The organism is Ruegeria sp. HKCCA5463 (assembly GCF_013034175.1).
Taxonomy (GTDB): domain Bacteria; phylum Pseudomonadota; class Alphaproteobacteria; order Rhodobacterales; family Rhodobacteraceae; genus Ruegeria.
This window is the reverse complement of sequence record NZ_WQFL01000007.1, coordinates 211,486-238,043: the sequence shown is the minus strand read 5'-3', so window position 1 is coordinate 238,043 and position 26,558 is coordinate 211,486. Positions and strand designations below refer to the sequence as shown.

The 26,558-nt window shown below is 58.8% G+C and carries 26 protein-coding genes, 1 pseudogene and 1 riboswitch; of the genes and pseudogenes, 12 read left to right on the top strand and 15 right to left on the bottom strand.

Going from position 1 to position 26,558, the window contains the following annotated elements:
- Positions 1-5: 5 nt before the first annotated feature.
- The 5 genes from GOW09_RS15995 to metZ all read right to left on the bottom strand — a co-directional run bounded on the left by GOW09_RS15995 (position 6) and on the right by metZ (position 6,679).
- A complete protein-coding gene (locus GOW09_RS15995; RefSeq protein ID WP_171119576.1) occupies positions 6-1,580 on the bottom strand; it encodes a thiamine pyrophosphate-binding protein in 1,575 nt (524 codons plus the stop codon).
- On the bottom strand, positions 1,580-3,028 hold the full coding sequence (locus GOW09_RS15990; RefSeq protein ID WP_152457609.1) for a TrkH family potassium uptake protein: 1,449 nt from the start codon (positions 3,026-3,028) through the stop codon (positions 1,580-1,582). The genes GOW09_RS15995 and GOW09_RS15990 overlap by 1 nt, the downstream gene beginning before the upstream one ends.
- Positions 3,029-3,080: 52 nt before the next feature.
- Entirely contained in the window at positions 3,081-3,971 is an 891-nt protein-coding gene (locus tag GOW09_RS15985; RefSeq protein WP_217360286.1) for a hypothetical protein, read from the bottom strand.
- A gap of 166 nt (positions 3,972-4,137) precedes the next feature.
- Positions 4,138-5,241 (bottom strand): GTP cyclohydrolase FolE2, encoded by a 1,104-nt coding sequence (folE2, locus tag GOW09_RS15980; protein WP_171119574.1) that lies wholly within the window; start codon positions 5,239-5,241, stop codon positions 4,138-4,140.
- 232 nt (positions 5,242-5,473) lie between these two features.
- Entirely contained in the window at positions 5,474-6,679 is a 1,206-nt protein-coding gene (gene metZ / locus GOW09_RS15975) for an O-succinylhomoserine sulfhydrylase (protein WP_171119573.1), read from the bottom strand.
- Positions 6,680-6,741: 62 nt separating this feature from the next.
- Positions 6,742-6,819: riboswitch (SAM riboswitch) on the bottom strand.
- Between the two features lie 121 nt (positions 6,820-6,940).
- On the opposite strand from metZ, the gene GOW09_RS15970 reads away from it, so the two are divergent.
- On the top strand, positions 6,941-7,639 hold the full coding sequence (locus GOW09_RS15970) for a glutathione S-transferase N-terminal domain-containing protein (protein WP_171119572.1): 699 nt from the start codon (positions 6,941-6,943) through the stop codon (positions 7,637-7,639).
- A 69-nt stretch (positions 7,640-7,708) separates the two neighbouring features.
- Here GOW09_RS15970 and GOW09_RS15965 read toward each other — a convergent pair whose 3' ends face one another.
- Complete coding sequence (locus GOW09_RS15965; protein WP_171119571.1) at positions 7,709-8,095, bottom strand: hypothetical protein; 387 nt, start codon at positions 8,093-8,095, stop codon at positions 7,709-7,711.
- A gap of 225 nt (positions 8,096-8,320) precedes the next feature.
- Positions 8,321-8,713: an OB-fold nucleic acid binding domain-containing protein gene (locus GOW09_RS15960; RefSeq protein WP_171119570.1), complete on the bottom strand. Its 393-nt coding sequence runs from the start codon at positions 8,711-8,713 to the stop codon at positions 8,321-8,323.
- 127 nt (positions 8,714-8,840) lie between these two features.
- Here GOW09_RS15960 and GOW09_RS15955 point away from each other — a divergent pair, with 127 nt between their 5' ends.
- Entirely contained in the window at positions 8,841-9,164 is a 324-nt protein-coding gene (locus GOW09_RS15955; protein WP_170346586.1) for a 2Fe-2S iron-sulfur cluster-binding protein, read from the top strand.
- Positions 9,164-9,907 (top strand): VCBS repeat-containing protein, encoded by a 744-nt coding sequence (locus GOW09_RS15950; protein WP_171119569.1) that lies wholly within the window; start codon positions 9,164-9,166, stop codon positions 9,905-9,907. The genes GOW09_RS15955 and GOW09_RS15950 overlap by 1 nt, the downstream gene beginning before the upstream one ends.
- Before the next feature lie 133 nt (positions 9,908-10,040).
- Here GOW09_RS15950 and purD read toward each other — a convergent pair whose 3' ends face one another.
- Entirely contained in the window at positions 10,041-11,309 is a 1,269-nt protein-coding gene (gene purD, locus GOW09_RS15945; protein ID WP_170346585.1) for a phosphoribosylamine--glycine ligase, read from the bottom strand.
- 75 nt (positions 11,310-11,384) lie between these two features.
- Between purD and xseA the strand changes: the two genes are divergently transcribed.
- The gene (gene xseA / locus GOW09_RS15940; RefSeq protein ID WP_171119568.1) at positions 11,385-12,869 is read left to right on the top strand and encodes an exodeoxyribonuclease VII large subunit; all 1,485 of its coding nucleotides are present in this window, start codon (positions 11,385-11,387) and stop codon (positions 12,867-12,869) included.
- Positions 12,870-12,891: 22 nt separating this feature from the next.
- A pseudogene (locus GOW09_RS22805) lies at positions 12,892-13,038 on the top strand (glutathione binding-like protein); the annotation flags it as partial.
- Between the two features lie 73 nt (positions 13,039-13,111).
- Here GOW09_RS22805 and GOW09_RS15935 read toward each other — a convergent pair.
- Entirely contained in the window at positions 13,112-13,492 is a 381-nt protein-coding gene (locus GOW09_RS15935; RefSeq protein ID WP_171119567.1) for a hypothetical protein, read from the bottom strand.
- Between the two features lie 155 nt (positions 13,493-13,647).
- On the opposite strand from GOW09_RS15935, the gene GOW09_RS15930 reads away from it, so the two are divergent.
- The 5 genes from GOW09_RS15930 to GOW09_RS15910 all read left to right on the top strand — a co-directional run bounded on the left by GOW09_RS15930 (position 13,648) and on the right by GOW09_RS15910 (position 17,884).
- Complete coding sequence (locus GOW09_RS15930) at positions 13,648-14,286, top strand: lysoplasmalogenase (protein ID WP_171119566.1); 639 nt, start codon at positions 13,648-13,650, stop codon at positions 14,284-14,286.
- 58 nt (positions 14,287-14,344) lie between these two features.
- Positions 14,345-15,484: a signal recognition particle-docking protein FtsY gene (ftsY, locus tag GOW09_RS15925; RefSeq protein ID WP_171119565.1), complete on the top strand. Its 1,140-nt coding sequence runs from the start codon at positions 14,345-14,347 to the stop codon at positions 15,482-15,484.
- Between the two features lie 91 nt (positions 15,485-15,575).
- Positions 15,576-16,478 carry an EamA family transporter gene (locus GOW09_RS15920; RefSeq protein ID WP_171119564.1) on the top strand — a complete coding sequence of 301 codons (903 nt, stop codon included), beginning with the start codon at positions 15,576-15,578 and terminating at the stop codon, positions 16,476-16,478.
- 16 nt (positions 16,479-16,494) lie between these two features.
- On the top strand, positions 16,495-17,100 hold the full coding sequence (locus tag GOW09_RS15915; RefSeq protein ID WP_171119563.1) for an inner membrane-spanning protein YciB: 606 nt from the start codon (positions 16,495-16,497) through the stop codon (positions 17,098-17,100).
- Between the two features lie 115 nt (positions 17,101-17,215).
- Positions 17,216-17,884, top strand: coding sequence for a Crp/Fnr family transcriptional regulator (locus GOW09_RS15910; RefSeq protein WP_152457593.1), 669 nt, complete (start codon positions 17,216-17,218; stop codon positions 17,882-17,884).
- A 223-nt stretch (positions 17,885-18,107) separates the two neighbouring features.
- On the opposite strand, the gene GOW09_RS15905 is transcribed toward GOW09_RS15910, so the two are convergent.
- The 6 genes from GOW09_RS15905 to rpiA form a co-directional block, all read right to left on the bottom strand.
- Entirely contained in the window at positions 18,108-19,622 is a 1,515-nt protein-coding gene (locus tag GOW09_RS15905; protein WP_152457592.1) for a Do family serine endopeptidase, read from the bottom strand.
- 110 nt (positions 19,623-19,732) lie between these two features.
- On the bottom strand, positions 19,733-19,927 hold the full coding sequence (locus GOW09_RS15900; protein ID WP_152457591.1) for a DUF2065 domain-containing protein: 195 nt from the start codon (positions 19,925-19,927) through the stop codon (positions 19,733-19,735).
- Complete coding sequence (hflC, locus tag GOW09_RS15895) at positions 19,927-20,823, bottom strand: protease modulator HflC (RefSeq protein ID WP_171119562.1); 897 nt, start codon at positions 20,821-20,823, stop codon at positions 19,927-19,929. Before hflC ends, GOW09_RS15900 begins: the two co-directional genes overlap by 1 nt.
- Positions 20,823-21,965: an FtsH protease activity modulator HflK gene (hflK, locus tag GOW09_RS15890; RefSeq protein WP_152457589.1), complete on the bottom strand. Its 1,143-nt coding sequence runs from the start codon at positions 21,963-21,965 to the stop codon at positions 20,823-20,825. The genes hflC and hflK overlap by 1 nt, the downstream gene beginning before the upstream one ends.
- A 72-nt stretch (positions 21,966-22,037) precedes the next feature.
- Positions 22,038-23,396, bottom strand: a complete 1,359-nt coding sequence (gene gor / locus GOW09_RS15885) for a glutathione-disulfide reductase (protein ID WP_171119561.1) — start codon at positions 23,394-23,396, stop codon at positions 22,038-22,040.
- Positions 23,397-23,522: 126 nt separating this feature from the next.
- Entirely contained in the window at positions 23,523-24,311 is a 789-nt protein-coding gene (gene rpiA / locus GOW09_RS15880; protein WP_171119560.1) for a ribose-5-phosphate isomerase RpiA, read from the bottom strand.
- Positions 24,312-24,478: 167 nt separating this feature from the next.
- On the opposite strand from rpiA, the gene GOW09_RS15875 reads away from it, so the two are divergent.
- Positions 24,479-25,180 (top strand): glutathione S-transferase family protein, encoded by a 702-nt coding sequence (locus tag GOW09_RS15875; RefSeq protein WP_171119559.1) that lies wholly within the window; start codon positions 24,479-24,481, stop codon positions 25,178-25,180.
- Between the two features lies 1 nt (position 25,181).
- Entirely contained in the window at positions 25,182-26,555 is a 1,374-nt protein-coding gene (locus GOW09_RS15870) for an L-serine ammonia-lyase (protein WP_171119558.1), read from the top strand.
- The last annotated feature ends 3 nt before the right edge of the window (positions 26,556-26,558 follow it).

The following is a 26,558-nucleotide window of genomic DNA, read 5'->3' as shown; positions in this document are numbered from 1 at the left end:
TTTCGTTACAGAATATCAGGTGTCACGTGGATCAAGGTCGGCACAGGCGCATCGAATGCGGCCCTTACTGCACTTTGCATCTCTGCCACATTCGAAGGCGCCGAGGAGCGCGCACCAAAGGCTTCGGCAAGATTGCAGAAATCGGGATTATGCGCCATGACCGCGTTGGGCGCGATCTGGCTGCGCACCATACTGTCCTCGATTTCCTTCAGTTTGCCATTGTCCCATAGAATGATGGGCAGCGACAATCCCAACTCAACCGCCACGCCCAGTTCCTGCATTGTGTAATGGAACCCGTAATCCCCGGCGATAACCGCCGTGGGTTTGCCGCGCCGGGCAACCGCCCCGCCAATACCGGCGGGCAACCCATAGCCAAGAGTGCCAAACCCCGTCGGATGATGCCAGTGATGAGGATAGGCCATGTCCCATACATCTTTGGCGACATAGGCAAACTGCGTCATGTCCGAATAGATCATGGTGTCGGCCGGCATGGCAGCGCGCAAAGCATCCGAGATCGGCACGATTCCGGGCCGCTCTCCATCCACCTCGGCACGCCAGCGGGCGCGCATCTCGGCGACTTCCTCGGGTGACCAGCCTGTTGCTGGTTTCATGTCCTGAGTTGCGTGCCACAAGGCGCGGGCAAAGCTCTGGCTGTCGACTTGCAGCTTGATGGCGGCGCGATGGCGATCGGAAAGAACTTCGGGGTCGAGGTCGACGCGTATCAAGGTCGCCTTATGCCCCAAATCCTGCCGCCACAAATCGACCTCGCCCAGCTCGGCCCCCACCGCAACGACCAGATCCGCCGACGCGATTACCTCGGCGCTGCCGGGACGTGGCAACATGGACCCGAAGTCCAGCGGATAATTTGCGCCCGGCAGCCCGCGCCCGGCATACGTGGTAAAACAGGCCGCCCCCAGCTGTGTCAAAATCTGACGCCAATCATTCGACCTGCATCCGCCACCTAGGATGAACAGCGGCCTGCGGGCAAGGTTCAACATGGACACGACCGATGACACGTCAGGCGGCAAGGCTTTGGCGCGCAGCGCGGGCTGGTTGGGGAACGGCGCGGGGGCGGCCTCGGCCTGCAACTGCGCGATGGGCACCTGAATGTGCTTGGGGCGCGGGCGCGAAAGCTCGAATTCTTCAAACGCCCGTTCTATCAGCCCATAGGCAGCTTCGGCGGAGTTGGCCTGTACAGACCAATCCGCAACCGTACCGGCGGCAGCACGTTGATCTTTCATCTGGTGCAACTGACCCCGGACAGCCTGCGTTTCATCCAGACAAGAGGACAGAATCAGCATCGGAACCGAGTCGCTGTAGGCCTGTCCGATCGGGGTCATGATGTTGCACAAACCGGGGCCGGTGATCACATAGGCGACGCCGGGGCGGCCGGTTGCGCGCGCGTAACCATCAGCCATGAATCCGGCACCCTGCTCGTGCCGGGCCAGAACATGCGTGATGCCGGCCTCTTCGATACCACGATACATTTCCTGGTTGTGGACGCCCGGTATACCGAAAATCACATCCACGCCACGATCCTTGAGCATATGCGAGATTTGCGCGCCAAGGGGTCTTTTCATCAGCCTCTCCAGAATTGAACGGTGAAGATCGCGTATACCGCTAAAAGCTCGAGCCGCCCGACCAGCATTCCAGTTGTCAGCAGCCATTTGGCCGTATCGTTGAGACCTGCAAAATTACCCGCCGGTCCGATCTGATCGCCGAGACCCGGTCCAACGTTCGCCAGCGCCGTCGCGGCCCCGGACACCGAAGTAATGAAGTCCAGACCTGTCAGTGCCAACGCCCAGGACAACACTCCCATCGACAGAACGAAGAACATGAAAAAGCTCATCACCGATGTCAGAACGTCCCGTCCGACCGGCCTTCCATCATAGAGCGGCATGAACACGCCATGCGGGGACCTGATCCGTTTGATCTGGCTTTTGATTGAGGCGAACAGCAACTGATAGCGAAAAACCTTGATCGAGCACGCAGTCGACCCCGCGCATCCACCGATCAATCCGATCAGGAAAAACAGCATGATCGGAAAGCTGCCCCACCCCATGTAATCGACACTGGCGTATCCTGTCCCCGAGATGATCGAGGTGATGTTGAACAGTGACTCGCGGAACGCCTGTTCCCAATGATGCGGAAAGACCGAGGTCAGAAAGACTGACATGATGACAACCAGAACCAGAATGGTCGCCAGAAATGCCCGGATTTGACTGTCTTTCCATAACGACGCCGTATGACCATTGGCCAACTGGACATAGCGCACAAAAGGAAGAGCCGCCAAAATCATGAAGACGGATGCAGCATATTCGGCCGGGCCTGAAAATGTTCCAAACGAGGCGTCATAGTTCGAAAAACCGCCCGTGGACACCGTCGTGAAAGCATGCACTAACGCGTCAAAAAAGCTCATCCCAAACGCGGCATAGACCAGCACGCACACAAGGGTCAGGAAGACGTAGATCAGGGAAATCTGCCCCGCAATCTCCTGCGCGCGAGGCAGGATTTTCCCCATGGTTTCAAATCCTTCCGATCGGAAGATTTGCATGCCTCCTACCCGTAATTCGGGCAGGAATACCATCGCGACGACGATGATACCGATGCCTCCCAGCCATTGCAGGATACCGCGCCACAACAAAAGGCCCTTTGGCAGCGTGTCCAACCCTGATATTACGGTCGAACCGGTCGTCGTAAGGCCTGACATCGCCTCAAAATAGGCATCGACAAAGCGCAGCTCGGTTTCACCGAACAGAAACGGGATTGCACCAAACACCGGCAGCGCGACCCAAACGCCGGTTGTCAGCAAAAAGGTCTGCCGGATGGTCAGCCCCTCGCCCACACCGTTCGAGCAACTCATCGCCAGGACGGATCCGGTCAGCATTGTGATTATCGCGCTTTCCAGGAACACATTCCATTCGCCGCGACCTTCGATAATGTCCGCGAGCATAGGAAACAGCATGGTCGCCCCAAGAATGGCGACCAGCAAGCCAATCACATATCCGACCGGGCGAAGATCCATCATAACGCGCAGCGTTGGCGCGCCAGCCCGACCGTGTCAAGCAGATGATCCCGGTTTACGTGTCTGTTTTGGTATCCGCTCCCGGCATTGCGGGCGGTTTCGACGGCGGTCGCGTTTTGCGCGCCTGCGGTTTTGATTGTTCTGCCGATGCCGCAGGTTTTGACCGCGCAGCAGCGGGCGCCGAATGCTGAGTTTCTGCTTTGGGAGCAAGGGGCGCGGTTTTTGCTGGGGTCGAAACGGTTTGTTCGATAGGCTTAGCGGCTTTGGCACGCGCAGCAGGTGCCTTGGTCGCAGAAGCCGCCGGTCGGGTACGAGGTTTTTTTGCCGGGGCCGACGCGCGAGAGGAAGACGTGGTTGCAGTCGCGTTCCGCGCAGCCGGTTTGGCGTTTTTTGCAACAGCTGCAGCCGGTTTCGATTCTGTTTTTGGCTGCGGCGCCGGTTTGGGTGCTGGTTTTGGTGCGGGCTTTGCTATCGCCGCAGGTTCAGCCTTTGGCGTGACGACGGCGCGCGGCTTCGCGGAAAACTCCGCGGGTTTGGGCTCAGGTTTGCCGGCGGTGACCTTCGTTACGGTTTTTTTCACTGCTGCGGTCTTTTTGACGACAGTTTTTTGCACACGCGGCGCAGTGGCTTTTGCCTTGACCGTCGTCTTTTCCACCGGCTTTTCCGGGGACGCCGCAGCCACGTGCAACGCCTGCACAGGAGCCATCGGCAATTCGAACGCTGAACGGGCTACGATCTGCATGATCTTCATCTGGTTGACCATTGCGTAACCAGCCATGCGAATTGCCGCAGCTTGAAACTCCAGCGGTTGGGTAATCGGATTCATTACATGCTTCTCCTGTAATAACGATGCAGCCCAAATGTGATGGATAAAACGCCTTGCCCTCTTCGATTTCTCGAACGGTGGTCGCGGTCTTGCAGTCCAAGGCGTCTCACGTCTCGGCATCCTTTTCGGGGCGGCCAGCCAATCAAATGGCAAGCATCCAGCTGCTGCATTCACGATAGATATATAACAAACGACTGCGCAAATGCAGCATTTTTGCTGCATTGCGGCAAAAGAACGCCTACCGCCGTAATCTTTGATTAAATCCTAATCGCTTACACGGCGGTATTCACCCAACGTGAAACAAAGTGTTGAACAGTCTTGGATCCAAGCTGGATGCCGCAAAGGTTGGGCCTTCGGTCAGAATCGACACAGCGTCGTGGCTATGCAGGCTCTCCTGATGGCTGGCTACTATCCGGAAATCACCAACATGATGATCTGCCAGCAATTCAGCGCAGAACAAGCGCGCCGCATCTTCGACAAAAATCGGATTGGCTGCGTTCAACTCGGCAAAAGCCTGTTCGTCTTCACGTTTGACCATGACCTGAGTTTCGGTCGGCACCGCGCGTCGGCACAACTCGATCAGGTCTTCAAACCAAAGACAATCGGCATCGCAATCCACGACCACGGAAATTCGCGCGACAGATCGTTGCGAATGCGGTGTTGCCAATTGTCCCCGCATGACACGGGCATGTTCGCTCAACTCCAGAGAGCACGGGCAAGTCGAGGAATAGACATAGTCCAGATGCATGATCTTCTGGCGCACACCGCCCGACTCCACCAGTTCCAGAGCGATGTCGTAATATTGATATCCTTCCAGACCTGATCTCAGGCTCTTGACCTTGTCGGGGTAAGAAAACCGCATTTGGATACGAGCGTCAAAGCTGTCCAGATCGGTCATATAGTCGTCAAGCGCCGCCTGCATCACTTCGAAGCTGAATGTACGCTCGGCATGTTTGTAAAAAGACCGCATGATCCGGGACATGTTGATGCCCTTTTTCTCGGCCTCAAGGCTGACGGTGCCCGTAACAGATGTCTCAAGCGTCAGGTCTTCCCCATCTTTCCGATGGAAACGGATCGGCAGGCGAAAGTTCGAGATGCCAACATGCTGAATCTGTTGCTTGGCACCGCGTATCAAGCTGGACGGGCCGTTTTGCAAGTCGGGCAACGACGCTCGGTAATCCGCGTCAACCGAGAAACCCTCCGGGTACTCGCGCGAAAGCGAAGGATAGTTCACCCGGGTCAGGCCGGGCACCAGCCGCGCAATAGCCGGATCCAGTTGGCTGATCTCGGATGCCGTCGCAGATTCCGCCCATTGCCGCAGAACTTTCAGGGCCTCGGCGGCTTTTTCCTGATCCGGGGTCTCATCAATATCGCGCGGGTGGATGTTCATCGGCTGCGGTTCCTCGATTGGTCGTAGAAATATATACGACTGCAGGTGATTTACCAGTTTAACCCAATACGCAGGCAATAGCAGTCCGGATTGAAAAAACCGGCGCAAAACCGTCATTCTGCAACGAAATACGCCTTTCGCAGACACAAAGGTCAGGCTTCAACCGCGAACACCACCCGGAAAGACGCCGCGTTCACAGATAACGCGACGACCCCTAGTGGTAAGAGGCTTGTCACTGTGCTGCTGTTTGCTTCTGCGAAGCCTCCAATGCCTGCTGGATGTCTGCCAGCAGGTCTCCGGCGTCTTCCAGGCCAACGGAAAAACGGATCAGGCCCGGCGTAATGCCCAACTCGTCCTTCTGCGCATCGCTCAGACGCTGGTGCGTTGTGGTCGCCGGGTGCGTTGCGATCGACTTGGCATCGCCCAGATTGTTCGAGATCACAGGAATGGTCAGCGCATTGAGGAAAGCAAAAGCCGCGTCCTTGCCGCCCTTGACATCCAGGGACAACACGGTCCCGCCTTTTCCACCAAGTTGCGATTGAACCAGAGCGTTTTGCGCGTGGGTCTTCAAACCGGGGTAAAGGGTGCGCGCCAGCGCCGGGTGCCCTTCCAGCGCCTCTGCGATCCGTTGTGCACTGTCGGCCTGCGCATTGACGCGCAGCGCCATGGTTTCCAGACCTTTGAGCATGACCCAGGCATTGAACGGGCTGAGCGCGCCGCCGGTATGCTTCAGATACGGCTCGACGGTTCCGCGGATGAAATCCCTGGTGCCGATGATGACGCCGCCCAGCGCACGGCCCTGTCCGTCAATATGCTTGGTCGCCGAATAAACGACCACATCCGCGCCCTGTTCTATCGCGCGCGAAAAGACGGGCGTCGAAAACACGTTGTCCACCACCACAATCGCCCCGACGGCGTGGGCCAACTTGGACACGGATGCGATGTCGATCACTTCAAGAGTCGGGTTCGACATCGACTCGAAGAAGACCGCCTTGGTGTCCGGGCGGATCGCTGTCTGCCATTGCTCCAGATCGGTGCCGTCCACAAAAGTCACCTCGACGCCAAAACGGGTCAGGATGTTTTCCAGAATGTACAGGCAGGACCCGAACAGTGCCTTTGCTGAAACAACATGGTCCCCGGCCTTCAGCATCGAGGTCAGCGCACCGTTCACCGCCGCCATGCCCGAGGCCGTCGCGAACGCATCCTCGCCACCTTCAAGGGCCGCGATGCGCTGTTCGAACATAGACACGGTCGGGTTGCCATAGCGGGCATAGATGAACTCATCGGGGCCGCATTCCAGAAACCGGGCTTCGGCCTGTTCGGCAGTTTCGTACACAAAGCCCTGCGTCAGGAAAATCGCCTCGCTCACCTCGTTGTACTGACTGCGGCGGACACCGCCATGGACGGCTTGGGTGCGTTTGTTCCAGTTCTCGCTCATCTCATTCCCTTTCAGCCTCCGGCGGAGGCAAACAAAAAACCCCAGACGCGGCCAAGCGAAAGGGGTCTTTCATCCTGACCTTTTAGCGGTGTTGTTTAGCGTGGCCCGCAATCCGGTAACAAATCGCCACGAAGCTCTGGGATGGCATACGCCTCGGGCGGTTTGCGGTCAAGCCCGGCCTGCGTTTCAGTCACGCTTTCGTAAGCGGCCCTTGCCGAACCGGCAGAAACCCGCATGATCCCTTCAACATCAGGAGAACACATGGCCGACCCGATTGATCTGTACTTCTGGCCCACACCGAACGGCTGGAAAGTGTCCATCGCCCTTGAGGAGATGGAGCTGCCCTACACCACGCATCTGGTCAATATCGGAAAGGGCGATCAGTTCGACCCGCAGTTCCTGAAGATCGCCCCGAACAACCGTATGCCCGCAATCGTGGACCCTGACGGGCCGGATGGTGCACAGATCTCGGTTTTTGAAAGCGGGGCAATTCTGATGTATCTGGCCCGCAAGACCGGGCAGTTCTATGGCAAGACCGAGCGTGATCGGATCGCCGTCGAAGAATGGCTTATGTGGCAGATGGGCGGTGTTGGCCCGATGGCAGGTCAGGCGCATCACTTCCTGAAATACGCCCCGCAACTGAACCCGCCACAGGACCTGCCCTATGCCAAAGATCGATACCGGGCCGAGGTCGGTCGTCTGTACGGGGTGCTCGACAGACGGCTGGCCGAGAACGAATACGTTGCCGGAGACTTCTATTCGATTGCAGACATGTCGATCTGGGGCTGGGCCAGCCTGTGGGAAGGGCAGCAGCAAGTGCTGGATGACAAACCCCACTTTGCGCGCTGGCTGAAGACCGTCGGCGCCCGCCCCGGTGTTCAGGCCGGACGCGCTCTGCACGCAGAGCTACGAGGAGACAATCGTGACAAGCAGGCGCAGGAGGTCTTGTTCAAACGATGACTGCGTTGAAAACCCGTTTGGATTGACGCGGATCATCAGCCCTGTCCGCCTTGGCCACGGCAGGTTCGGCTAGCGAAACTTGAATTCGGGTTCCGCCGGGAAAGGCATCGGGGTGTTCCTCCAAGCTCCACTGCGCAGCGCGGCAGGATTTCTGTGGTCAACGCGCATCCGGGGTGTCAGAACAAAAGCCGCTTGCTTCTTCCCATCCGTTTCCCGCACCAAGCGTGTCATCTCTTTTCGCTTCAGACGCTGCAATTCCGAGAGGTATTTTTGGGTATTCCCAAGGTGTCTGCGCTCGAAAGAGTGGGCACTCAATGCTTCCTCGATCATTCTGGCGGTATGCACGTATCCTTTTGAACGCGTATGCTCCAACAGTTCGCCAAGGCGACCGGCAATCTGGCTCTCATCCAGCTGGACGGTTTTTTCGAACGATCCATTTCGTGTTACTTCGGGCATCTGAACTGACTCTGAGAAAATGTTGAGTAGCGTGCCGTCGCGCCTGCGTTCAGACACAGGCCGACGCATAGAGATGCCCGCAGTACTAACACGACATCAAAGAGTCGACCGACCAATGCCGAATTGGCGGAAAAGCGCCTTTGACCCAGCGTGATATGCGAGAACTTACCGACATTCATCGGCGCACAGGTCTTGCTGTGCGCAAGGCGGCAAGACAGCCGCTCGCTATTGTCCGTCACGGCAGGCCGCCCCTGCGCCCTGAACCAGCATATCCAGCATCCCCGAAATATCCTCGATTTCTTCCGCAATCACATGGGTCACTGAATGCGCCCGCTGCATCCGGCCCGTCACCTTCAGCAACCGCCCCGAAATCACCGCACGGCGGAACCGTTCGTAGATTTTGCGCCAGATCACCACATTCACGATCCCGGTCTCGTCTTCAAGCGTCAGAAAGATCACCCCCTTGGCCGTTCCCGGCCTCTGCCGCAGGATCACAAGCCCGGCCACAGCCACGCGCGCGCCCTCGGGCGGGGAATCCAGTTGGCTGGAAGGCAGACAGGACGGCGGGCGCGGCCAATCCCGGTTTGAAACCACAGGGCGAACGGGTGCAACAAGCATGAGAACAAAAATAGAACAAACAACAAGAAAGTCCAGACATGGCGCGCTGAGTCGCAAATGAGGCTGGAAAGACCTAAATGCCTTCACTAAGGAAGAAATCGAACATCGCAAAAGGAAGACGCACGCAATGGCAAAGATCACCTATGTCGAGCACGGCGGTACCGAACACACAGTCGAGGTCGCCAACGGACTGACCGTCATGGAAGGGGCCCGTGACAACAACATCCCCGGCATCGAGGCCGATTGCGGCGGCGCCTGCGCCTGCTCGACCTGCCATGTTTACATCCACCCCGACTGGGTCGAGAAAATTCCGGCCAAGGATGACATGGAAGAAGACATGCTGGACTTTGCGTTCGAGCCCGACCCGGCCCGCTCGCGTCTGACCTGCCAGATCAAGGTCACCGACGCGCTGGACGGTCTGGTCGTTCAGATGCCTGAAAAGCAGATCTGATGCACAACAATGCGCCGCGCCTGCCCCGCCGCTTTTGGCAACGTCGGGCACGCGGCGCTTTGCTATCTTTCGGACTTTGGCTCGCGCTGCCACAAGCTGGCGCGGCAGATACCATAAACGACGCCCGCTTCACAGAACCAACCACTCGTTACGCCCATGGCGTCCTGGGTGACACGATCGAATATGGCGCGCTGGAATTCACGACCGACAGTACGGTCGTAACTGTTCGTCTGCCGCAGGATCGCGTGTTCGAAGACATCGCCCCGCGCTTGGCAGACGTCACCCTGGACGGCGCACGCGAAGCAATTGTCGTTGAATCCCACGACAAATCAGGGGCTCAGCTTGCGATCTACGACGCCGCCGGAGACAAGATCGCGGCCACGCCTCATATCGGCACCCGCTTCCGCTGGCTTGCCCCGATCGGGGCCGCCGACCTGGACGGCGACGGACATGTCGAGATCGCCTATGTCGACCGTCCGCACCTTGCCAAAACGCTGCGCATCTGGCGCTACAAAGACAATGCCCTGACCGAAATCGCGGCTCTGCCCGGATTGACCAACCACAGGATCGGTGAAGATTTCATTTCCGGAGGCCTGCGCACCTGCGGCGACCGCCCGGAACTGATCGTGGCCAGCGCCGACTGGACGCGGATCATAAGCGTCTCTTACGACAACGGCTGGATCACATCCGACCGGGGCCCGTTCAACGGCCGCAAAAGCCTAGCCCAAGCCCTGAACTGCTGATCCGCCTCTTCATCTGGCCAAAAAAATCCTGAGGGATCAGCGGTTGAAAAGAAATCGTCCAGTGGACGATTTCGACCGCGAACGCGCGCAGCGCCGGGAGGCCGCAAGGCCGAGGGGCAAACCCCCTGCCCGATCAACCATCCAATGCACGCCATCCGATATCGCGCCGGTAAAACCCGTCAGGCCAATCCACGGCTTCAACCATTTCATAGGCCCGGTCGCGCGCCTCCTTCAGCGTGCTCCCACGGGCGGTCACGTTCAGCACGCGCCCGCCCGATGCAACCACCTGCCCATCGGCACTCTTTGTACCAGCGTGAAACACCATGTTCCGGCTGTCTTCCGGCAGGCCTTCAAGCCCTTTGATCGCAGTGCCTTTCTTGTAAGCACCCGGATAACCATTGGCCGCCATTACCACCGTGATGGCATGGTCATCCGCCCAATTCACCCGCATCTCACCCAACCTGCCTTCGGCAGCCGCGTGCATTAGGTCCATCGCCTGCGCACCCAACCGCATCATCAACACCTGACATTCCGGATCACCGAAGCGGACGTTGTATTCAACCAGCCTTGGCTGCCCGTCCTTGATCATCAAACCTGCATAAAGAACGCCCTGAAACGGCGTTCCCCGGCGCTTCATCTCGGCGATGGTAGGGCGCACGATTTCTTCCATCGCACGCGCCTCCACCTCTTCGCTCAACACCGGCGCCGGAGAATACGCCCCCATTCCGCCGGTGTTCAGGCCGGTATCGCCCTCGCCAACCCGTTTGTGATCCTGGGCCGTGCCGACTGAAAGAATGTCCTCACCATCGCACAGAACGAACAGCGACGCTTCTTCACCATCCATGAATTCTTCGATGACGACTTCCGCGCCCGCACCGCCAAAGGCACCGCCGAACATGTCGTCAATGGCGTCCAGTGCGGTCTTTTCGTCCATCGCAACGATCACGCCCTTGCCTGCGGCCAGACCATCGGCCTTGACCACAATCGGCGCGCCCTGTTCGCGGATATAGGCTTTGGCAGGCTCAGCCTCGGTAAACCGGGCATAAGCCGCGGTGGGGGCGTTGGCCGCGTCGCAGATTTCCTTGGTGAAGCTTTTCGACGCTTCCAGCTTCGCCGCCTCGGCTGAAGGTCCAAAAACCAATACACCGGCTTCGCGCAACCGATCGGCCACACCGGCCGCCAAAGGCGCCTCGGGTCCGACAATCACGAAATCAATCGCATTTTCTTCGGCAAAGCCGACAACAGCGCCGCCGTTTTCAATATCCAGAGCGGCACAATCCGCGATCTGAGCGATCCCCGCATTCCCCGGAGCCACGATCAGACGGTCGCATTTGGGGTTTTGCAGCACTGCCCATGCCAGGCTGTGTTCGCGCCCGCCGCTGCCGAGAATGAGGATATTCATGAAAGCTCTCCGATCTGCTTGGCCTTGCCTGCGCGGCGTTCTAAGCTGGGCGCGCATTTGAAACAAGGCGCTGAAATGTCCGACCTGCTTGATGACCCGATTCCGGGCCAAAACACCCCTGAATACACTGTGTCCGAAATTTCGGGTGAAGTGAAACGGACGCTCGAAGGCTCGTTCGGTCGAATCCGCGTGCGCGGTGAGGTTGGGCGCGTGTTCAAAGCCCGATCCGGGCATCTGTACTACGACATCAAGGACGACAGGAACGTTTTGGCCTGCACCACGTGGAAAGGTCAGATTTCCGGCCTGTCCGTTGTGCCCGAAGAAGGATTGGAGGTCGTCGTCACCGGTCGCCTCACGGCTTTCGGGGCGCAATCCAAATACAACCTGAATGTCGATGAGGTTTCCGTCGCGGGTCAGGGCGCGCTGATGGCGCTGCTGGAGAAGCGCAAGAAGCAGCTTGAGGCCGAAGGATTATTTGCGCCCGAACGCAAAAAACCCCTGCCGTACCTGCCGCAGATCATTGGCGTTGTGACATCCCCTTCCGGTGCCGTGATCCGCGACATTCTGCATCGGCTCAGGGACAGGTTTCCGCGCAAGGTGCTGATCTGGCCTGTGGCGGTTCAAGGGGCCAACTGCGCGCCCGAGGTCGCCCGCGCCATCGAAGGCTTCAACCAACTGACACCCGGCGGCGCGTTGCCGCGGCCCGACCTGATCATCGTCGCCCGTGGCGGCGGATCGATCGAAGACCTCTGGGGTTTCAATGAAGAGATCGTCGCCCGCGCCGCAGCCGCGTCGGACATACCGTTGATCTCGGCCGTTGGGCATGAAACCGATACCACCCTGATTGATTTCGTGTCGGACCAGCGCGCGCCGACGCCCACCGCGGCCGCCGAACTGGCCGTTCCGGTGCGCATGGAACTGCTTGCCTGGACCGAAGAGCAAGCCGCGCGCCTGTCCCGCGCGGCAACGGATGCCGTTCAACGCCGAACGCAAAGGCTGCGCGATCTGTCCCGCGCCCTGCCGCGCCCGGACAGCCTGTTGAACACACCAAGACAACGCCTTGATTTGATTGCAGATCGCCTCACACCCGCCTTGATCCGAGGGGTGCAGAACCGTCGCCTGCAAGTGGTGGAATTGTCTGCTCATCTGCGCCCCTCGACCCTGCGAAGCTTGATATCGACGCGACAGGAATCGCTGCGCAACCTGTCATCGCGCCTGTCCCTGCGACCGATCCAAAGGGAAATCGATCAACAGCGGCAAAACCTCGATCGTTTGCGCGATCGAATGCACACGGCCCAAACCACGCGACTGGACCGCCTCAAACAGCAACTCGAAGCGACGGATCGCCTGCGCGAGACGCTGAGCTACAAAGCCACTTTGGACCGCGGATACGCGGTCGTCCGGGCCGAAGGGAATGTGATCACCACCAAGGCTCAGGCCGCCAAACAAACGGCGCTCGAGATCGAATTCGCCGATGGTGTTCTCAGCACCGGCCCGGGCGCGAAATCACCCTCAAAGAAACCCAGGCCGGACACCCCGGATCAGGGATCACTGTTCTAAGCCAAGTTGACCATTTGGGGCCGTGACAATCGCCGATGCGCAACTTTCTGAAAACGCTTTCCTGTGCGGTTCCTGCCTGACTTTGGCCGATATCCAGTTGGGACACATACTCGATCGCTACTATGACATCGATATTTCGCGCGCATCACTGCCCAGTTTGCGCCGCCATTATGAAGGGTTGACGGACAGGACAGCTTGCCAAACCCATGTCATGATCAATCATGATGAGCTGCGCAAACTGATCAAACGCCAACGTCCGGCCCGTAACAAACCATTTCTTCCCCAAGATCCTCTGCCTCATACAGCTCGGTCGCTTGCGGATTACCTTCGAACTGCGCAATCAAACCGCCACCGGATTGAGTGAAAACCCAGCATTGCGGATCCAGCCTGTCTTCGTAGACAAAGCAGATCTGCTCACCCTGCTGATACCAGACACCTTCCTTGCAATTCCCGTCGAGAAAAGACCAGATCACACGACGGTTCGGAAGATACCGCTCCACCCCGTAAATCTGACCTTCGAACCCGTAAAACAGAGTTTTGCCCTGCGTATACTTGTCGAACTCCGAGCCAGACAAAGGCGTTTGTGCCGCCACGGAATGCGCGGCAAAAGTCGCGAGAATCATCAGGAACCTGAACATGCTTCCATTTTGTCAGAAGCGCTTCGGTCATGCCATTCGCCTGTTGGATCGGGGTCATCACAAGGCGCTTAACTCAACGTAAGCGGTTGATTTCACGCCACGTCCCAGATCAGATTATTCTGAACCGGCGAGGAGATGACATGCCAACCCTACTGTTCTGGATCGCCTTTGGCTGTGCCCTTGGGTACCTGCCGCTGACCTCCCGGCCCGCCGGTTCTTTGCGCACTGTACTGAAAACCGCATCGGTCGCCCTATTGGCGGTCACGGCCATCATGAACGGTGGGCCTTGGCTGTTGGTTCTTGCGCTCGCTCTTTGTGCGACAGGCGACGCGCTGCTGTCGCGCGAAACAGATGCCACCTTCATGACGGGCATCGCCGCATTTGCCGCCGGGCATCTGGCCTATATCGCTCTGTTCCTGACATTGCCGATCAGTTCTGCCGGGCTGATCCTCAGCGCGCCTGCGATTGTATGGTCCTTGATCATTCTGGGCATCATCATGGCCACATTGCTTGCGCCCCGCGCCGGAGACCTGAAGGGGCCCGTTCTGGCCTATATCCCCATCATTCTTGGCATGGGGATCACGGTGCTGGCACTGCCGGATGCCGGTCCCCTTCGGTGGGCCTTTCCCGCTGCAATGGCCTTCATCGCGTCAGATCTGATCCTCGCAACCGAGAAGTTCCTGCTGCCGCCGCACCATCCGGCCCTCAAGGTGACGCCCTATCTTGTATGGCCCCTTTACTGGGGTGCTCAGCTTGGCTTTGTCCTTGCGTTTGCGTGACCCTTTGCAACTGCCGCAAATCCGCATTAGGTGAAGGGAACACCTGTGGAGACCAAGTATGGCGTTTTTCTCAAAGCTAAAGGACAAGCTGTTCAAATCTTCATCTCGTCTTGAAGAAGGGCTGGAAGCCATCGTCGAGGATGGCGGCGAGGAAACGGCGGCTCCGGATCCGGTGATCCCTCAGCCGCAGCCCGATCCGCAACCCGTTCCGGAAGTGCCAGAACCTGCCCCGGCCCCGCAACCGGTTGAACCGCCAGCACCGATCCCGGCTGACCCGACGCCTGTCGCTCCACCGCCGGAAATACCGGAATCCAAGGGTATCCTGAACCGCCTGTTCAATCGAGGCGCCGTCACGGAAATGCGCCGCACCCTGGACGATGACATGCTGGAGCAGCTCGAAGAGCTGCTGATCGCCTCGGACATGGGCGTCGACACGGCCTTGCGTGTCACGTCGAACATGGCCGAGGGCCGCTTTGGCCGCAAACTGTCGACCACAGAGATCAAGCAACTCCTGGCACAAGAAATCGCCCGCGTGATGGAGCCTGTGGCCAAGCCTCTGCCGATCTATCCCAAACGGCCACAAGTGGTGCTGGTCGTCGGCGTCAACGGCTCGGGCAAGACCACGACAATTGGAAAACTGGCCAGCCAGTTCAAAGAGGCCGGCAAAAAGGTCGTCATCGCCGCCGGCGATACCTTCCGCGCTGCGGCCGTGGAACAGTTGCAGGTCTGGGGCGATCGCGCCGGAGTTCCGGTGCTGACCGCCCCCGAAGGCTCGGACCCCGCCAGCCTCGCCTTTGACGCGCTGACCCGTGCACAGGCAGAGGGCGCCGATCTGCTGATGATAGATACGGCGGGCCGCCTGCAAAACCGCACCGACCTGATGGAGGAACTGGCCAAAATCGTCCGCGTCATTCGCAAGGTTGATGACACTGCTCCGCACAACACCTTGCTCGTACTCGACGCCACCACCGGACAGAACGCGCTGAGCCAGGTGGAAACGTTCCGCAAACTGGCGGACGTTTCCGGTCTGGTCATGACCAAGCTGGACGGCACGGCCAAGGGCGGTGTTCTTGTTGCCCTGGCAGATAAATTCGGGTTGCCCATCCACGCGATCGGCGTCGGCGAACAGATCGATGACCTTGCCCCTTTCGACCCCGAAGAATTCGCTGCCGCCCTCACCGGTCTCGACAAAGGCTGATCCCAGGCTTCATCTGGCCCCAAATATCCTCGGGGGGGTGTGGGGGGCAGACAGCCCCCCACCCTCTCCGCTCCGCAAAAGGTCCGCGTATTTGAGCGACTGGCTGATCTCTCTCGAAGGCACCGAAGCCGGACACCAGCTGGCATTGGTGCTTGCTTTGATGGCGGCGTTCCTGCACGCGGTCTTCGGTGCATTGCAAAAAGGCAGGCATGACCCATGGCTGTCCCGCGGCGCGATCGACGCCTGCTATTGCCTCATGGCCGCCCCCTTCGCCTTTTTCGTGGTGCCCTGGCCCGAACCTCATATGTGGCCGATCTTCGCGCTCGTCTGGCTGATCCACATCGCCTACAAGACATTGCAAGCCATGGCATATACCAAAGGCTCTTACACCGTCGTCTATCCGGTGGTGCGCGGGACGGGTCCGCTGTTCACCGTCATCGGTGCCTATCTTCTGTTCGGCGAAACATTCTCGGCCGTTCAATGGCTGGGCGTGGCCACCTTGCTGGCGGGGATATTTGGGTTGGCTGCCTACAACTTCAGGTTCCTGGAAACCAACAGGGATACGCTGGGCATCGCGCTGACACTGGCGATCATCACTGGCCTGTTTGTGGCCCTGTACACCACCTATGATGCCTATGGCATTCGCGCCACCGCCGATCCGTTCACCTTTTTGGCCTGGTTCTTCATGATCGACGGCGCGGCCATGCCGATCTACGCATTTCTCAGGTGGCGCGCGATGGCGCACAGACCTGCGCCTGGCCCGCTGATGCTGCGCGGCCTCGCTGGCGGTATCATCGCCCCTTTGTCCTTCGGGGCCATCATGATGGCCACCCGGCTGGACAAGGTCGGTGAAGCTGCCGTTCTGCGCGAAACCTCAACAGTCTTCGCTGCGCTGATTGGCTGGCTTGTGCTAAAGGAAACGGTTGGCCCCAGACGCATTGCCTTGATGGCATTGATTGCACTTGGCGCCGTAATAGTTGAAATGGGCGGATAAGCAGCAGGAAGTACAGATGACAGTCAAAAAAGACATCAACCCGTTTCTGAAACAGGTTCTGGAACTTGGCCCCCCGCTGGCCTTCTTCTTCATCTACCTGCGCCTGCGCGACGACAGTTTTCTGATCGGCGGCATCGAGTATTCCGGCTTCATTATCGCCACGATTATCTTTGTCCCCCTGATGCTGGGGGCAATGGGTATCCTGTGGTATCTGACCGGCAAACTCAGCCGGATGCAGATCTTCACGGCCATCATGGTGATTTTCTTCGGCGGTCTCACAGCCTGGTTCAACGACGAGCGGTTCTTCAAGATGAAAACCACACTTGTCTATGGTCTGTTTGCCCTGATCCTCGGCATCGGTCTGATGCAAAAGAAATCCTACCTGGCCTATGTTCTGGACGAAATGCTGCCGATGAAACACGAAGGCTGGATGATACTCACGCGCCGTCTGTGTGCTTGTTTCGCCGTTCTGGCCGCCGCAAACGAATTCGTCTGGCGCACCATGTCGACGGATCTGTGGGTCAAGATCGAGACCTTCGGCTTTCCCATCGCGCTGATGGCCTTCCTGATGCTTCAGTTCAGCATTCTGCAACGCTATATGGACGATCCCGAGCAGAAATAGCGGCCTTTACACCCGCCAGACCTGCCAAAACAAACAAAATTCTTGGCTTGAGCGCCCAGCTATGGGAAGTTGTGCCACCACCCACTCTCATACCCTGCCCAAGATCGGTGCATACATGACGGCCTTTCCCACCAGCGGCTTCCTTGCCGAAGCTTCCGACGGGCTCAGAGAAATGCTTTCGGCGCAGGCGACCGAAATATCTCTGTCCCAAGGTGAAATACTTTTTGAACAAGGTGACGAGGGCGACTCTCTCTATGCCATTTTGGAAGGCACGTTAGAGGTTTCCTTTCTGGCAATGAGCGGCCGCAAACTGACACTTACCTTGATGCGCCCCGGCGAAGTCTTCGGTGAAATCGCGTTGTTCGACAATGGTCCGCGTACGGCCACCATTGCGGCGGCCGAAAAGTCGCGTGTACTGCGTGTGCGCCGCAACGACGTTATGAACCAGATCAGGCAACAGCCTGATCTGGCCGTGGATATGATCCGTCTGGCCGGATTGCGGATGCGATGGATGGGATTGCAATTGAACGAGCAGGTCTTTCTGCCCATGCCTATTCGGCTGGCCCGCAAGCTGCTGCACCTGTCCAGTTTACAGGACGACCCGACCGCGCGCATCACCCTGTCGCAGAGCGAACTGGCCGAATTTGTCGGTGCCACACGCGAGGCAGTATCCAAAACCATCTCGATCTGGAAACGCGACAACATGGTCGAAGCCTCTCGAGGTGGTTTGCTGATCCAGGACTTTGAAGCCCTGCGAGAATTGGCTGATTCAGATCTTATTTGATCCGGTGTGATCTGGTTCACAGACCATCGATTACGCTTTGACCTAACGTGAGATTGTTACCGTAGGAGGTCAGAGAATCATCCCCGATATCTGTCCACTGACCTCTCCCTGTATCTGAGCCATACGCAATCACTGCGTATGGCTCATTTTTTTGGCGCATCAGTGATACCTGGTCTGGCCCGCAATCAGAAAAAAGGCCGGGAAGTTCTCCCGGCCTGTTCAATCAGTTCTCAAGGCTCAGCGCCACAAAACGCGGATCGCCGCCCCTGCGCACCAACAGCAGCAGAGATTTGCGACCAGCTTCGCGCGATTCTTCCATACGGGCTTCGAGATCTCCGATGGTTTCCACCTTTTGCTGGCCTGCTTCGGTGATCAGATCACCTGCCCGCATTCCCTTGGCATACGCCTCAGATGCTTCATCGACATCCGTAATCACAAGGCCGTCTGCATCACCATCCAGACCCAAATCTGCACGCAGCGTATCGGTCAGGGGGGAAATCGTCAGGCCCAGAATATCCGCGTTCTCTTCAATCGGAGCTTCCTGCGGTTCCTCCTCGCCAGTGTCAGCGCGTTCCGCATCTTCCCGACGCCCCAGTGTCACAAGTACGGTCTGGGTTCCGCCGTCGCGGTGCACGACCACTCTGACCGACTTGCCAACTTCTGCTTCACCGACCTGACGCACCAGACCTCGCGTGTCTTCCACCTCGACGCCATCAAAGCTGAGGATCACGTCACCCGCCTTCAACCCAGCTTCCTTGGCGGGGCCGTCCGGTACATCGCTGATCAGCGCCCCGCCCGGCTTTTCCAGGCCCATGGCCTCGGCCATGTCCTCGGTTACGTCCTGAATACGGACGCCCAACCACCCGCGGCGGGTCTCGCCATACTTGCGCAATTGATCCACGACCTTCACGACAACATTCGACGCCATCGAGAAACCGATGCCGATCGAACCGCCGTTGGGCGACAGGATTGCGGTGTTCACACCGATCACTTCGCCGTCCATGTTGAACAGCGGCCCGCCCGAGTTGCCCCGGTTGATCGCCGCGTCCGTTTGAATGTAATCGTCATAGGTTCCGCTCAGTGCTCGGTTGCGTGCAGAAACGATCCCTGCCGATACCGAAAAGCCTTGCCCAAGCGGGTTGCCCATGGCGATAACCCAGTCACCCACACGTGCTACGTCGCTGTCGCCGAATTTCACATATTTTAGTGGGCCCGAAGCCTCGACCTTGAGCAGCGCGATATCGGTTTTCTCATCCGTTCCGATAACCTTGGCTACCAGTTCTTTCTTGGGCTGGCCATCGCCGGGGAAGAATTCCACAAGTATCTCATCAGCTTCGGCGATCACATGGTTGTTTGTGACGATAAAGCCATCTTCCGAGATAACGAACCCAGATCCCAGCGCGTTGCTTCTGCGCGGCGCGTTGTCACCGTTGTCACCGTTGCGATCCTGAAACTCGCGAAAGAAATCCTCGAACGGAGAGCCTTCAGGAACAATACCTTGCGGTCCAGTCTGGCCTTCGATCAAAGTGCTGGTGGTAATGTTCACTACTGCCGGGCTGATTTCCTCGGCCAGCGGTGCCAGACTTTCACTTTTGGCCTGCGCTGCAACCGATTGCGCCAGCAACAGCAGTGAACCTGCAAAAGCCAGCCACATCAGCCGCATCCAAACACTCACTTCGTCCCACCGGACGGATACACTGCGCGCTTTCGCCTGCACTTGAGCTCTCCTTGTCGACATTCACGCCAAGACCGCTTGTTCTCGGCCTTTCTTACAAACCAATGTAGTCAGTTTGCCCCCACGAGCAACTCGGGATCGCAGTGAAATCACCAGCAAGTGAAACCACAGCGTCAAAATCCCAATTGTTGCGCGCCCCAAAGCAGGACCAAACCGCTGATCACGCATAGCAATCCGACCAGGCGCCGGGCTTGCTCTGGCATGTCCCGCAGGGCTTCAAGCATCCGCTCGATAAGCGAAGGGGCCAGCGCATAGGCCAGCCCCTCGACAATCAGTACCAGCCCGAAAGCCAGAAGGATCATACCCATTATTCAGACGCCGCAGCCGCCGGTGCTCGCCGTCCGTTTGGCGAAGCGAGGTAGTTGAAAAACTCGGAATCCGGGCTCAGGATCAATGAGCTATTACCACCTTGCAGCGCATTTTCATACGCGGTCAGCGAACGGTAGAACTCGAAGAACTCCGGGTCTGCACCATACGCTTCGGCAAAGATCGCGTTGCGTTCGGCGTCAGCTTCACCGCGAATGATTTCCGCCTCACGACGGGCATCCGAGACCAGTTCGACCACGGTACGGTCTGCCTGAGCGCGAACACGTTGTGCAGCTTCGTTACCGCGGGCGCGCTCGTCGGTCGCCTCACGTTCGCGTTCTGCCTTCATCCGGTCGAAGGTTGCCTCGAGGTTCGCCTGCGGCAGGTCGGTCGCTTTCAGGCGCACGTCGATAACGTTGACGCCCAGCGCACGTGCCTCGGCAATCGCACTGTTGCGGATGCGCAGCATCAGCGCGGCACGGTCTGAACTGAGGATGTCACGCGAGGACACCGAACCCAGTACTTCGCGGGTTTCAGCGCGCAGGATACGATCCAGACGGTCTTCGGCGACCGGAATACCACCCACACCAACGGCCTGACGGAACTGTTCCAGATCAGAAATCCGATAGCGGGCGAAGGCATCAACCACCAGTCGGCGATCATCCAGAGGCGTAACCTCCAACGGCTGAACGTCGATGGACAGGATCCGGTCGTCATAGCGGACAACTTCCTGAATCAGCGGGATCTTGAACGCCAGACCCGGCTCTTCCTTGACCGCAACAACGCGGCCAAATTGCAGAACCAACGCGCGCTCACGTTCATCCACGATGAAGATCGAGGACAGTACACCAACAATCGCGATGAAAACGATCGGCAGAATAAAGGTCGCTTTACGCATCAGTTGCTCTCCTGTCCGGAATTGCGGCGCAGTTCGTTCAGCGGCAGGTAAGGTACGACGCCCTGCCCCGATCCGGTCGAGTTTTCGTCCAGAATGATCTTGTCCACGTCACCCAGAACCTGCTCCATCCGCTCCAGGTACAGACGTTTGCGAGTCACATCAGGCGCTTTGGAATATTCTTCCAGAACCGCGCTGAAACGGCTGGCCTCACCCATGGCGCTGTTGATCTGTTGTGCGCGGTAGGCTTCGGCTTCTTCCAGAACCTGGGCAGCTTCACCGCGCGCCTCAGCCAAAACCCGGTTGGCGTAGGCGTCCGCCACGTTCTGCAAGCGGTCACGCTCCTGCGCGGCGGCCTGAACATCGCGGAAGGCGGCGATCACGTCCTGCGGCGGGTCGGCCTTGTCGAAGTTCACTCGGATGATGTTCACACCCGAATCGTAGCTGTCCATCGTCGTCTGGATCAGTTCCTGAAGGCGCTCAGCAATGATGCCGCGATCCCGGTTCAGGATTGGTGCCAGCTCGCTCTGCGCGATAATCTCACGCATCGCCGATTCCGACACGGCGCGGATCGTCTGACGCGGATCACGCAGATTGAACAGGAACTTGGCCGGGTCGTTGATGTTCCAGACGACCTGGTAATCGATATCGACCACGTTTTCGTCGCCGGTCAGCATGAGGCCATCGTCGCTGCCCCGGGCTCCGCCCATATCTTCGGTCTGTTCGCGGGTGACCGGAATCACCTCGGCAGTGACAAACGGCCATGGCGCAAAGTTCAGACCCGGATTGCCAACCGCAGAAAACTCACCCAGAAACAGCTCAACTGACTGTTCTTCCGGTTTTACAGTATAAAAGCTGGCCAGCCCCCACAAAACGGCAGCCGCCACCAGACCAATCGCAACTGTACCTTTGGTAAAGGCCGGGCCTCCACCGCCCTGACCACCGCTGCCACCACGGCCACCGCCGCCGCGACCGCCCATCAGGACGCGCAGCTGCTCCTGGCCTTTTTTCATCAGCTCGTCGATCTCGGGAATCTGCGGGCCTTCGCCTTCGGGTGGGCGTCGCCCGTCCCCGTTGTTACCCCGATTTCCTCCACCTCCTGAAGAGCCTCCGCCCCCCCAGGGGCCACCGCTGTTGCCCGCCATATGTATCATTTCCTTCGTTTAGGCCCGTGTGATCACGGGCACACTTGTAACTTGTGTGCGCGCGCTTGCAAATCAAGCGGAGCGTACAGGTTGCCGCATTGTCACCAGTTCTTCCGCCATAACGGGATGTACTGCAACCGTGCGATCGAAATCTTCCTTTGTCGCGCCCATCTTTACGGCAATTCCGGCCAGCTGGATCATCTCTCCTGCTCCGGGGGCGACAATATGGCAACCCAGTACCTTGCGGGTGGCCTGGCTGACGATCAGTTTCATCAGAACCCGTTGCGTGCCACCGGCAAACGCCTTCTGCATCGGTTTGAACGAAGTGGCATACACATCGATCGGTTCCTGGGCCGAGGCCTCTTCCTCGCTCAGGCCGACTGTGCCGAATTCCGGTTGCGTGAAAATGGCGGTTGGGATCAGCGCGTGATCCACAGGCGTGGGGTTGCCTTTGAAGACGGTTTCCACAAAGGCCATACCCTCGCGGATGGCCACGGGTGTCAGGTTGACCCGGTCGGTGACATCGCCAATGGCATAGATCGACGGAACGGCGGTCTGGCTGTATTCATCCACGACGATCTCGCCCTTGCGCCCATGTTCAACGCCCAGCTCTTCCAGCCCGAGGTTATCGGCATTCGGTGCCCGGCCGGTGGCGTACATGACGACATCGAAACGATCCTCGGTGCCGTCTGTCGCCTTGACACGGATCTGGTCGCCATCTTTGACCATTTCCAGCACATTGGTGCCCAGCCGTACGTCGATGCCGTTCTGGCGCATCTCTTCGCAGATCAGCCCACGCGCTTCTTCATCAAAGCCACGCAGGATCTGCGCACCGCGATAGAATTGCGTGGTCTTGACACCCAGACCGTTCATGATCCCGGCGAACTCGCTGGCGATATAGCCACCGCCGACGATCAGAATGCTTTCGGGCAGCTTGTCCAGATGGAAAACCTCATTCGACGTGATCGCAAGATCCGATCCCGGGAAATCCGGCACCACCGGTCGACCGCCTGTTGCAATCAAGATGTGTTTGGCGGTTTTCCGGGTGCCATCGGCCAGCTCGACCGTGTGCGCATCCACCAGGCGCGCGCGCTGATCAAAGCTTTCAACGCCGTTGTTTTTCAGGATGCTGCGATAAATCCCTTCCAACCGGTCCAGTTCTGCAACCAGTTTGCCGTGAAACATGCCCCAATCAAACGCGCCGGGCTGAACATCCCAACCATAGGCTTGCGCATCTTCGATCATGCCCGAGTATTCACTGGCAAAGACCATCAGTTTCTTTGGCACGCAGCCCCGGATCACACAGGTGCCGCCATAGCGATCTTCTTCAGCCAGCGCGACCTTTGCACCGGCTTCACCCGCCGCCACGCGTGCCGCCCGGACCCCGCCCGAGCCTCCGCCGATCACAAAAAGATCATAGTCAAAGCTCATGCCGGGTTCCTTCGTTCAACTTGCAAAAATCCTCTGGATATCTGGGCGCAAAAACCCCGGTGCCAACCCCCGGGCGTGGAATTTTCGATCTTTTGCCGACGCTTGTCCGATTGGCTTGCATAAAACTCAGTCCGTTTGGTCGGAAAACAGGTTTTCCCGGGATCCGCTCAGCAGCTGATCCAGTTCCAGGGTGCCCGCGTTGATATCCCGCAGTTCGACCCGCCCGTCGCCGTGGCCGATGATGACCTTGTCACAAATATCGATAAACAGGCCATTTTCCACCACGCCGGGAACCTGGTTGAGGATCAGGGCCATCTGACGCGGATTGCCGATGCGTTGCAGGTGCAGGTCCAGAATGTGATTGCCTTCATCCGTCACGAACGGGGCCGCGCCATTCATACGCAGCGCCGACGAAGTTCCAAGCACATCCATCGCGTCCAGCGCTTCTTCGATCAGTGTTCGCGTGGTTTGCCAGCCAAATGGAACAACCTCGACCGGCAAGGGGAAAGCACCCAGCGTTTCCACCTCTTTCCCGGCATCTGCGATGACAACCATCTGATCGCTGGCCGTGGCAACGATCTTTTCCTGCAAATGCGCGCCGCCGCCGCCCTTGATCAGGTTCAGGTCGGCGTCGAATTCATCCGCGCCGTCGATGGTCATGTCCAGCCACCCGGCCTGATCCAGAGAAATGACTTCGATCCCGACTTCGCGTGCCAGCTGCGCGGTGCGGGTGGAGGTGGGAACGCCCTTGATCCGCAGACCTTCGTCCTGCACCCGTTCGCCCAAACGACGGACCAGCCAGGCCGCAGTGGATCCCGTTCCAAGACCCACGCGCATGCCGTCCTCGACCATCTCGGCGGCACGACATGCGGCCACGTATTTTGCGGTGTCGATGGGCGACAGTTCTCCGGTCATGGCAGCTTTCCCAGTTTGGCCTGCCGGAGTTATAGGGAATGCGCCGCGTGACTGCGACCACATTTTGCGGTTCGGCAAGCGTAAAGATGCCTGAAGACTGCGCGTTTCCTATCGGAAACGTCGCAATCATGTCTTACGCCCTCATCTTTGTCATATAGATTGCCCGCATGTTGACCCGATACCGCCTGCACTACGCCCCTGACAACGCCTCGCTGGTGATCCGGCTGGTGCTGGAAGAAATGGGGGCACCTTATGAAACTGTGCTGGTCGATCGGCGTCGCAACGAACAGGACAGCGCGGCGTACAGGGCATTGAACCCCAACGGGCTGATCCCGGTGCTTGAAACTCCGCAAGGGCCGATCTTTGAAACGGCGGCAATCCTGCTGTGGCTGTCCGAGCGCCACGGGCAACTGGCCCCGGCGGCAGGCGCCCCCGAACGCGCAGAGTTTTTGAAATGGCTGTTCTTTGCGTCCAACACGCTGCACGCCGATCTGCGCATTATGTTCTATGCCGAGAAATACATCACCCCACCACAGGCTGATACCCTGCGCGCAGGCATCAGACCCCGTTTGAAGCAGCACCTGCAACTGCTGGACGCGCTGGCAAAACGCGCGCCAGCCTGGTTTTGCGCGGAATGCCCGTCGGTTGTGACCTATTATGTCGCCTGCATAATGCGTTGGATGGCCTTGTATCCGGCCGATGCAGATCGCAGTTGGTATGCGCTGTCTGACACCCCGGCCCTGCAAACCATCCTGGCACAGCTCGAGACACGCCCCGCCACCCACACGGCCATCGCGGCCGAGGGTCTGGGCCCCGCACCCTACACCTCTCCTATTTACGCCAACCCCTTAGAAGGCTCAGCTACCTGACATGTTCCTCTCTGTCTTCGATATGTTCAAAGTGGGCATCGGCCCGTCATCCTCGCACACCATGGGCCCCATGGTGGCGGCGGCGCGCTTTCTGGATATGATGCGTGCTTCACCCTTTGAATTTGCGGGTCTGAAGGGCTCGCTGCATGGCTCGCTCGCCTTTACCGGCGTCGGCCATGCGACCGACCGGGCGACCATACTGGGCCTGGCCGGCTTTGTTCCGGACACCTATGACAACGACAAGGCCGAGGCCGCATTGGCGGATATCGCCAAGACGCACACGGTTACCCCCGACGGCCTGCCGACGCTTCAGTTCGATCCCAATACAGACCTGATTTTCGACTATGACACCAACCTGCCGGGACACGCCAACGGGATGATCCTGATGGCCACGGACGCGCAGGGGGACGTGATCCTGCGCCAGGTGTTCTATTCCATCGGTGGTGGTTTTGTCCTGACCGAAGAAGAACTGGCCGAAGGCAAGGCAACGGAGGAGGGCGCACCGGTGCCGTTCCCGTTCAAGTCCGCGGCTGAAATGCTGGAGATGGCCAAATCCAGCGGCAAAACCATCGCCGAGATGAAGCGCGCCAATGAGATTGCGCGCGGCTGCGCCGACAGTTTCGCCAAAGGATGCGCCCGTCTGTGGGACGTCATGAATGCCTGTATCGAACGCGGTTTGACGACCGACGGCATTCTGCCCGGCGGGCTGAAAGTGCGACGCAGGGCAAAGGGTATCTATGACGCGCTGATGGCCGAACGCGGCATGAACCTGACCGCGCCGCACACGATCAACGACTGGATGAGCGTCTACGCCATGGCGGTCAACGAAGAAAACGCCGCCGGTGGGCAAGTCGTAACGGCACCGACCAACGGGGCGGCGGGCGTTCTTCCTGCGGTGCTGCGCTATTACCTGGACCACGTTCCCGGTGCCTCGGAGAGCCATATCGAAGATTTCCTTCTGACCGCGGCCGCGATTGGCGGGCTGGTCAAATACAATGCGTCCATCTCGGGGGCCGAAGCGGGGTGTCAGGCCGAGGTCGGCAGCGCATCAGCCATGGCCGCGGCGGGGCTCTGCGCCGTGATGGGCGGTACGCCCGAACAGGTTGAAAACGCCGCCGAGATCGCGTTGGAGCATCATTTGGGCATGACCTGCGATCCCGTCGCCGGGTTGGTTCAGGTGCCCTGTATCGAACGCAACGGGCTGGGGGCCATCAAGGCTGTGTCCGCTGCGTCTTTGTCCCTTCGCGGGGATGGCGAGCATTTCGTGCCGCTGGATGCGGTGATCGAAACGATGCGTCAGACCGGTCATGACATGCACGAAAAATACAAGGAAACCTCGCTTGGTGGATTGGCCGTGAACGTGCCAAACTGCTGAGAT

Coding starts and splice junctions, on each gene's coding strand:
- GOW09_RS15870 (WP_171119558.1), top strand. CDS start 25,182: ATGTTCCTCTCTGTCTTCGATATGTTCAAAGTGGGCATCGGCCCGTCA.
- metZ (WP_171119573.1), bottom strand. CDS start 6,679: ATGAGCGAGAACTGGAACAAACGCACCCAAGCCGTCCATGGCGGTGTC.
- GOW09_RS15985 (WP_217360286.1), bottom strand. CDS start 3,971: ATGCCGAGACGTGAGACGCCTTGGACTGCAAGACCGCGACCACCGTTC.
- GOW09_RS15970 (WP_171119572.1), top strand. CDS start 6,941: ATGGCCGACCCGATTGATCTGTACTTCTGGCCCACACCGAACGGCTGG.
- xseA (WP_171119568.1), top strand. CDS start 11,385: ATGTCCGACCTGCTTGATGACCCGATTCCGGGCCAAAACACCCCTGAA.
- GOW09_RS15955 (WP_170346586.1), top strand. CDS start 8,841: ATGGCAAAGATCACCTATGTCGAGCACGGCGGTACCGAACACACAGTC.
- GOW09_RS15915 (WP_171119563.1), top strand. CDS start 16,495: ATGACAGTCAAAAAAGACATCAACCCGTTTCTGAAACAGGTTCTGGAA.
- GOW09_RS15930 (WP_171119566.1), top strand. CDS start 13,648: ATGCCAACCCTACTGTTCTGGATCGCCTTTGGCTGTGCCCTTGGGTAC.
- GOW09_RS15910 (WP_152457593.1), top strand. CDS start 17,216: ATGACGGCCTTTCCCACCAGCGGCTTCCTTGCCGAAGCTTCCGACGGG.
- GOW09_RS15905 (WP_152457592.1), bottom strand. CDS start 19,622: ATGTCGACAAGGAGAGCTCAAGTGCAGGCGAAAGCGCGCAGTGTATCC.
- GOW09_RS15990 (WP_152457609.1), bottom strand. CDS start 3,028: ATGATGGATCTTCGCCCGGTCGGATATGTGATTGGCTTGCTGGTCGCC.
- folE2 (WP_171119574.1), bottom strand. CDS start 5,241: ATGAACATCCACCCGCGCGATATTGATGAGACCCCGGATCAGGAAAAA.
- GOW09_RS15965 (WP_171119571.1), bottom strand. CDS start 8,095: ATGCCCGAAGTAACACGAAATGGATCGTTCGAAAAAACCGTCCAGCTG.
- GOW09_RS15950 (WP_171119569.1), top strand. CDS start 9,164: ATGCACAACAATGCGCCGCGCCTGCCCCGCCGCTTTTGGCAACGTCGG.
- GOW09_RS15900 (WP_152457591.1), bottom strand. CDS start 19,927: ATGGGTATGATCCTTCTGGCTTTCGGGCTGGTACTGATTGTCGAGGGG.
- purD (WP_170346585.1), bottom strand. CDS start 11,309: ATGAATATCCTCATTCTCGGCAGCGGCGGGCGCGAACACAGCCTGGCA.
- hflK (WP_152457589.1), bottom strand. CDS start 21,965: ATGGCGGGCAACAGCGGTGGCCCCTGGGGGGGCGGAGGCTCTTCAGGA.
- GOW09_RS15875 (WP_171119559.1), top strand. CDS start 24,479: ATGTTGACCCGATACCGCCTGCACTACGCCCCTGACAACGCCTCGCTG.
- GOW09_RS15960 (WP_171119570.1), bottom strand. CDS start 8,713: ATGCTTGTTGCACCCGTTCGCCCTGTGGTTTCAAACCGGGATTGGCCG.
- ftsY (WP_171119565.1), top strand. CDS start 14,345: ATGGCGTTTTTCTCAAAGCTAAAGGACAAGCTGTTCAAATCTTCATCT.
- hflC (WP_171119562.1), bottom strand. CDS start 20,823: ATGCGTAAAGCGACCTTTATTCTGCCGATCGTTTTCATCGCGATTGTT.
- GOW09_RS15995 (WP_171119576.1), bottom strand. CDS start 1,580: ATGAAAAGACCCCTTGGCGCGCAAATCTCGCATATGCTCAAGGATCGT.
- GOW09_RS15935 (WP_171119567.1), bottom strand. CDS start 13,492: ATGATTCTCGCGACTTTTGCCGCGCATTCCGTGGCGGCACAAACGCCT.
- gor (WP_171119561.1), bottom strand. CDS start 23,396: ATGAGCTTTGACTATGATCTTTTTGTGATCGGCGGAGGCTCGGGCGGG.
- rpiA (WP_171119560.1), bottom strand. CDS start 24,311: ATGACCGGAGAACTGTCGCCCATCGACACCGCAAAATACGTGGCCGCA.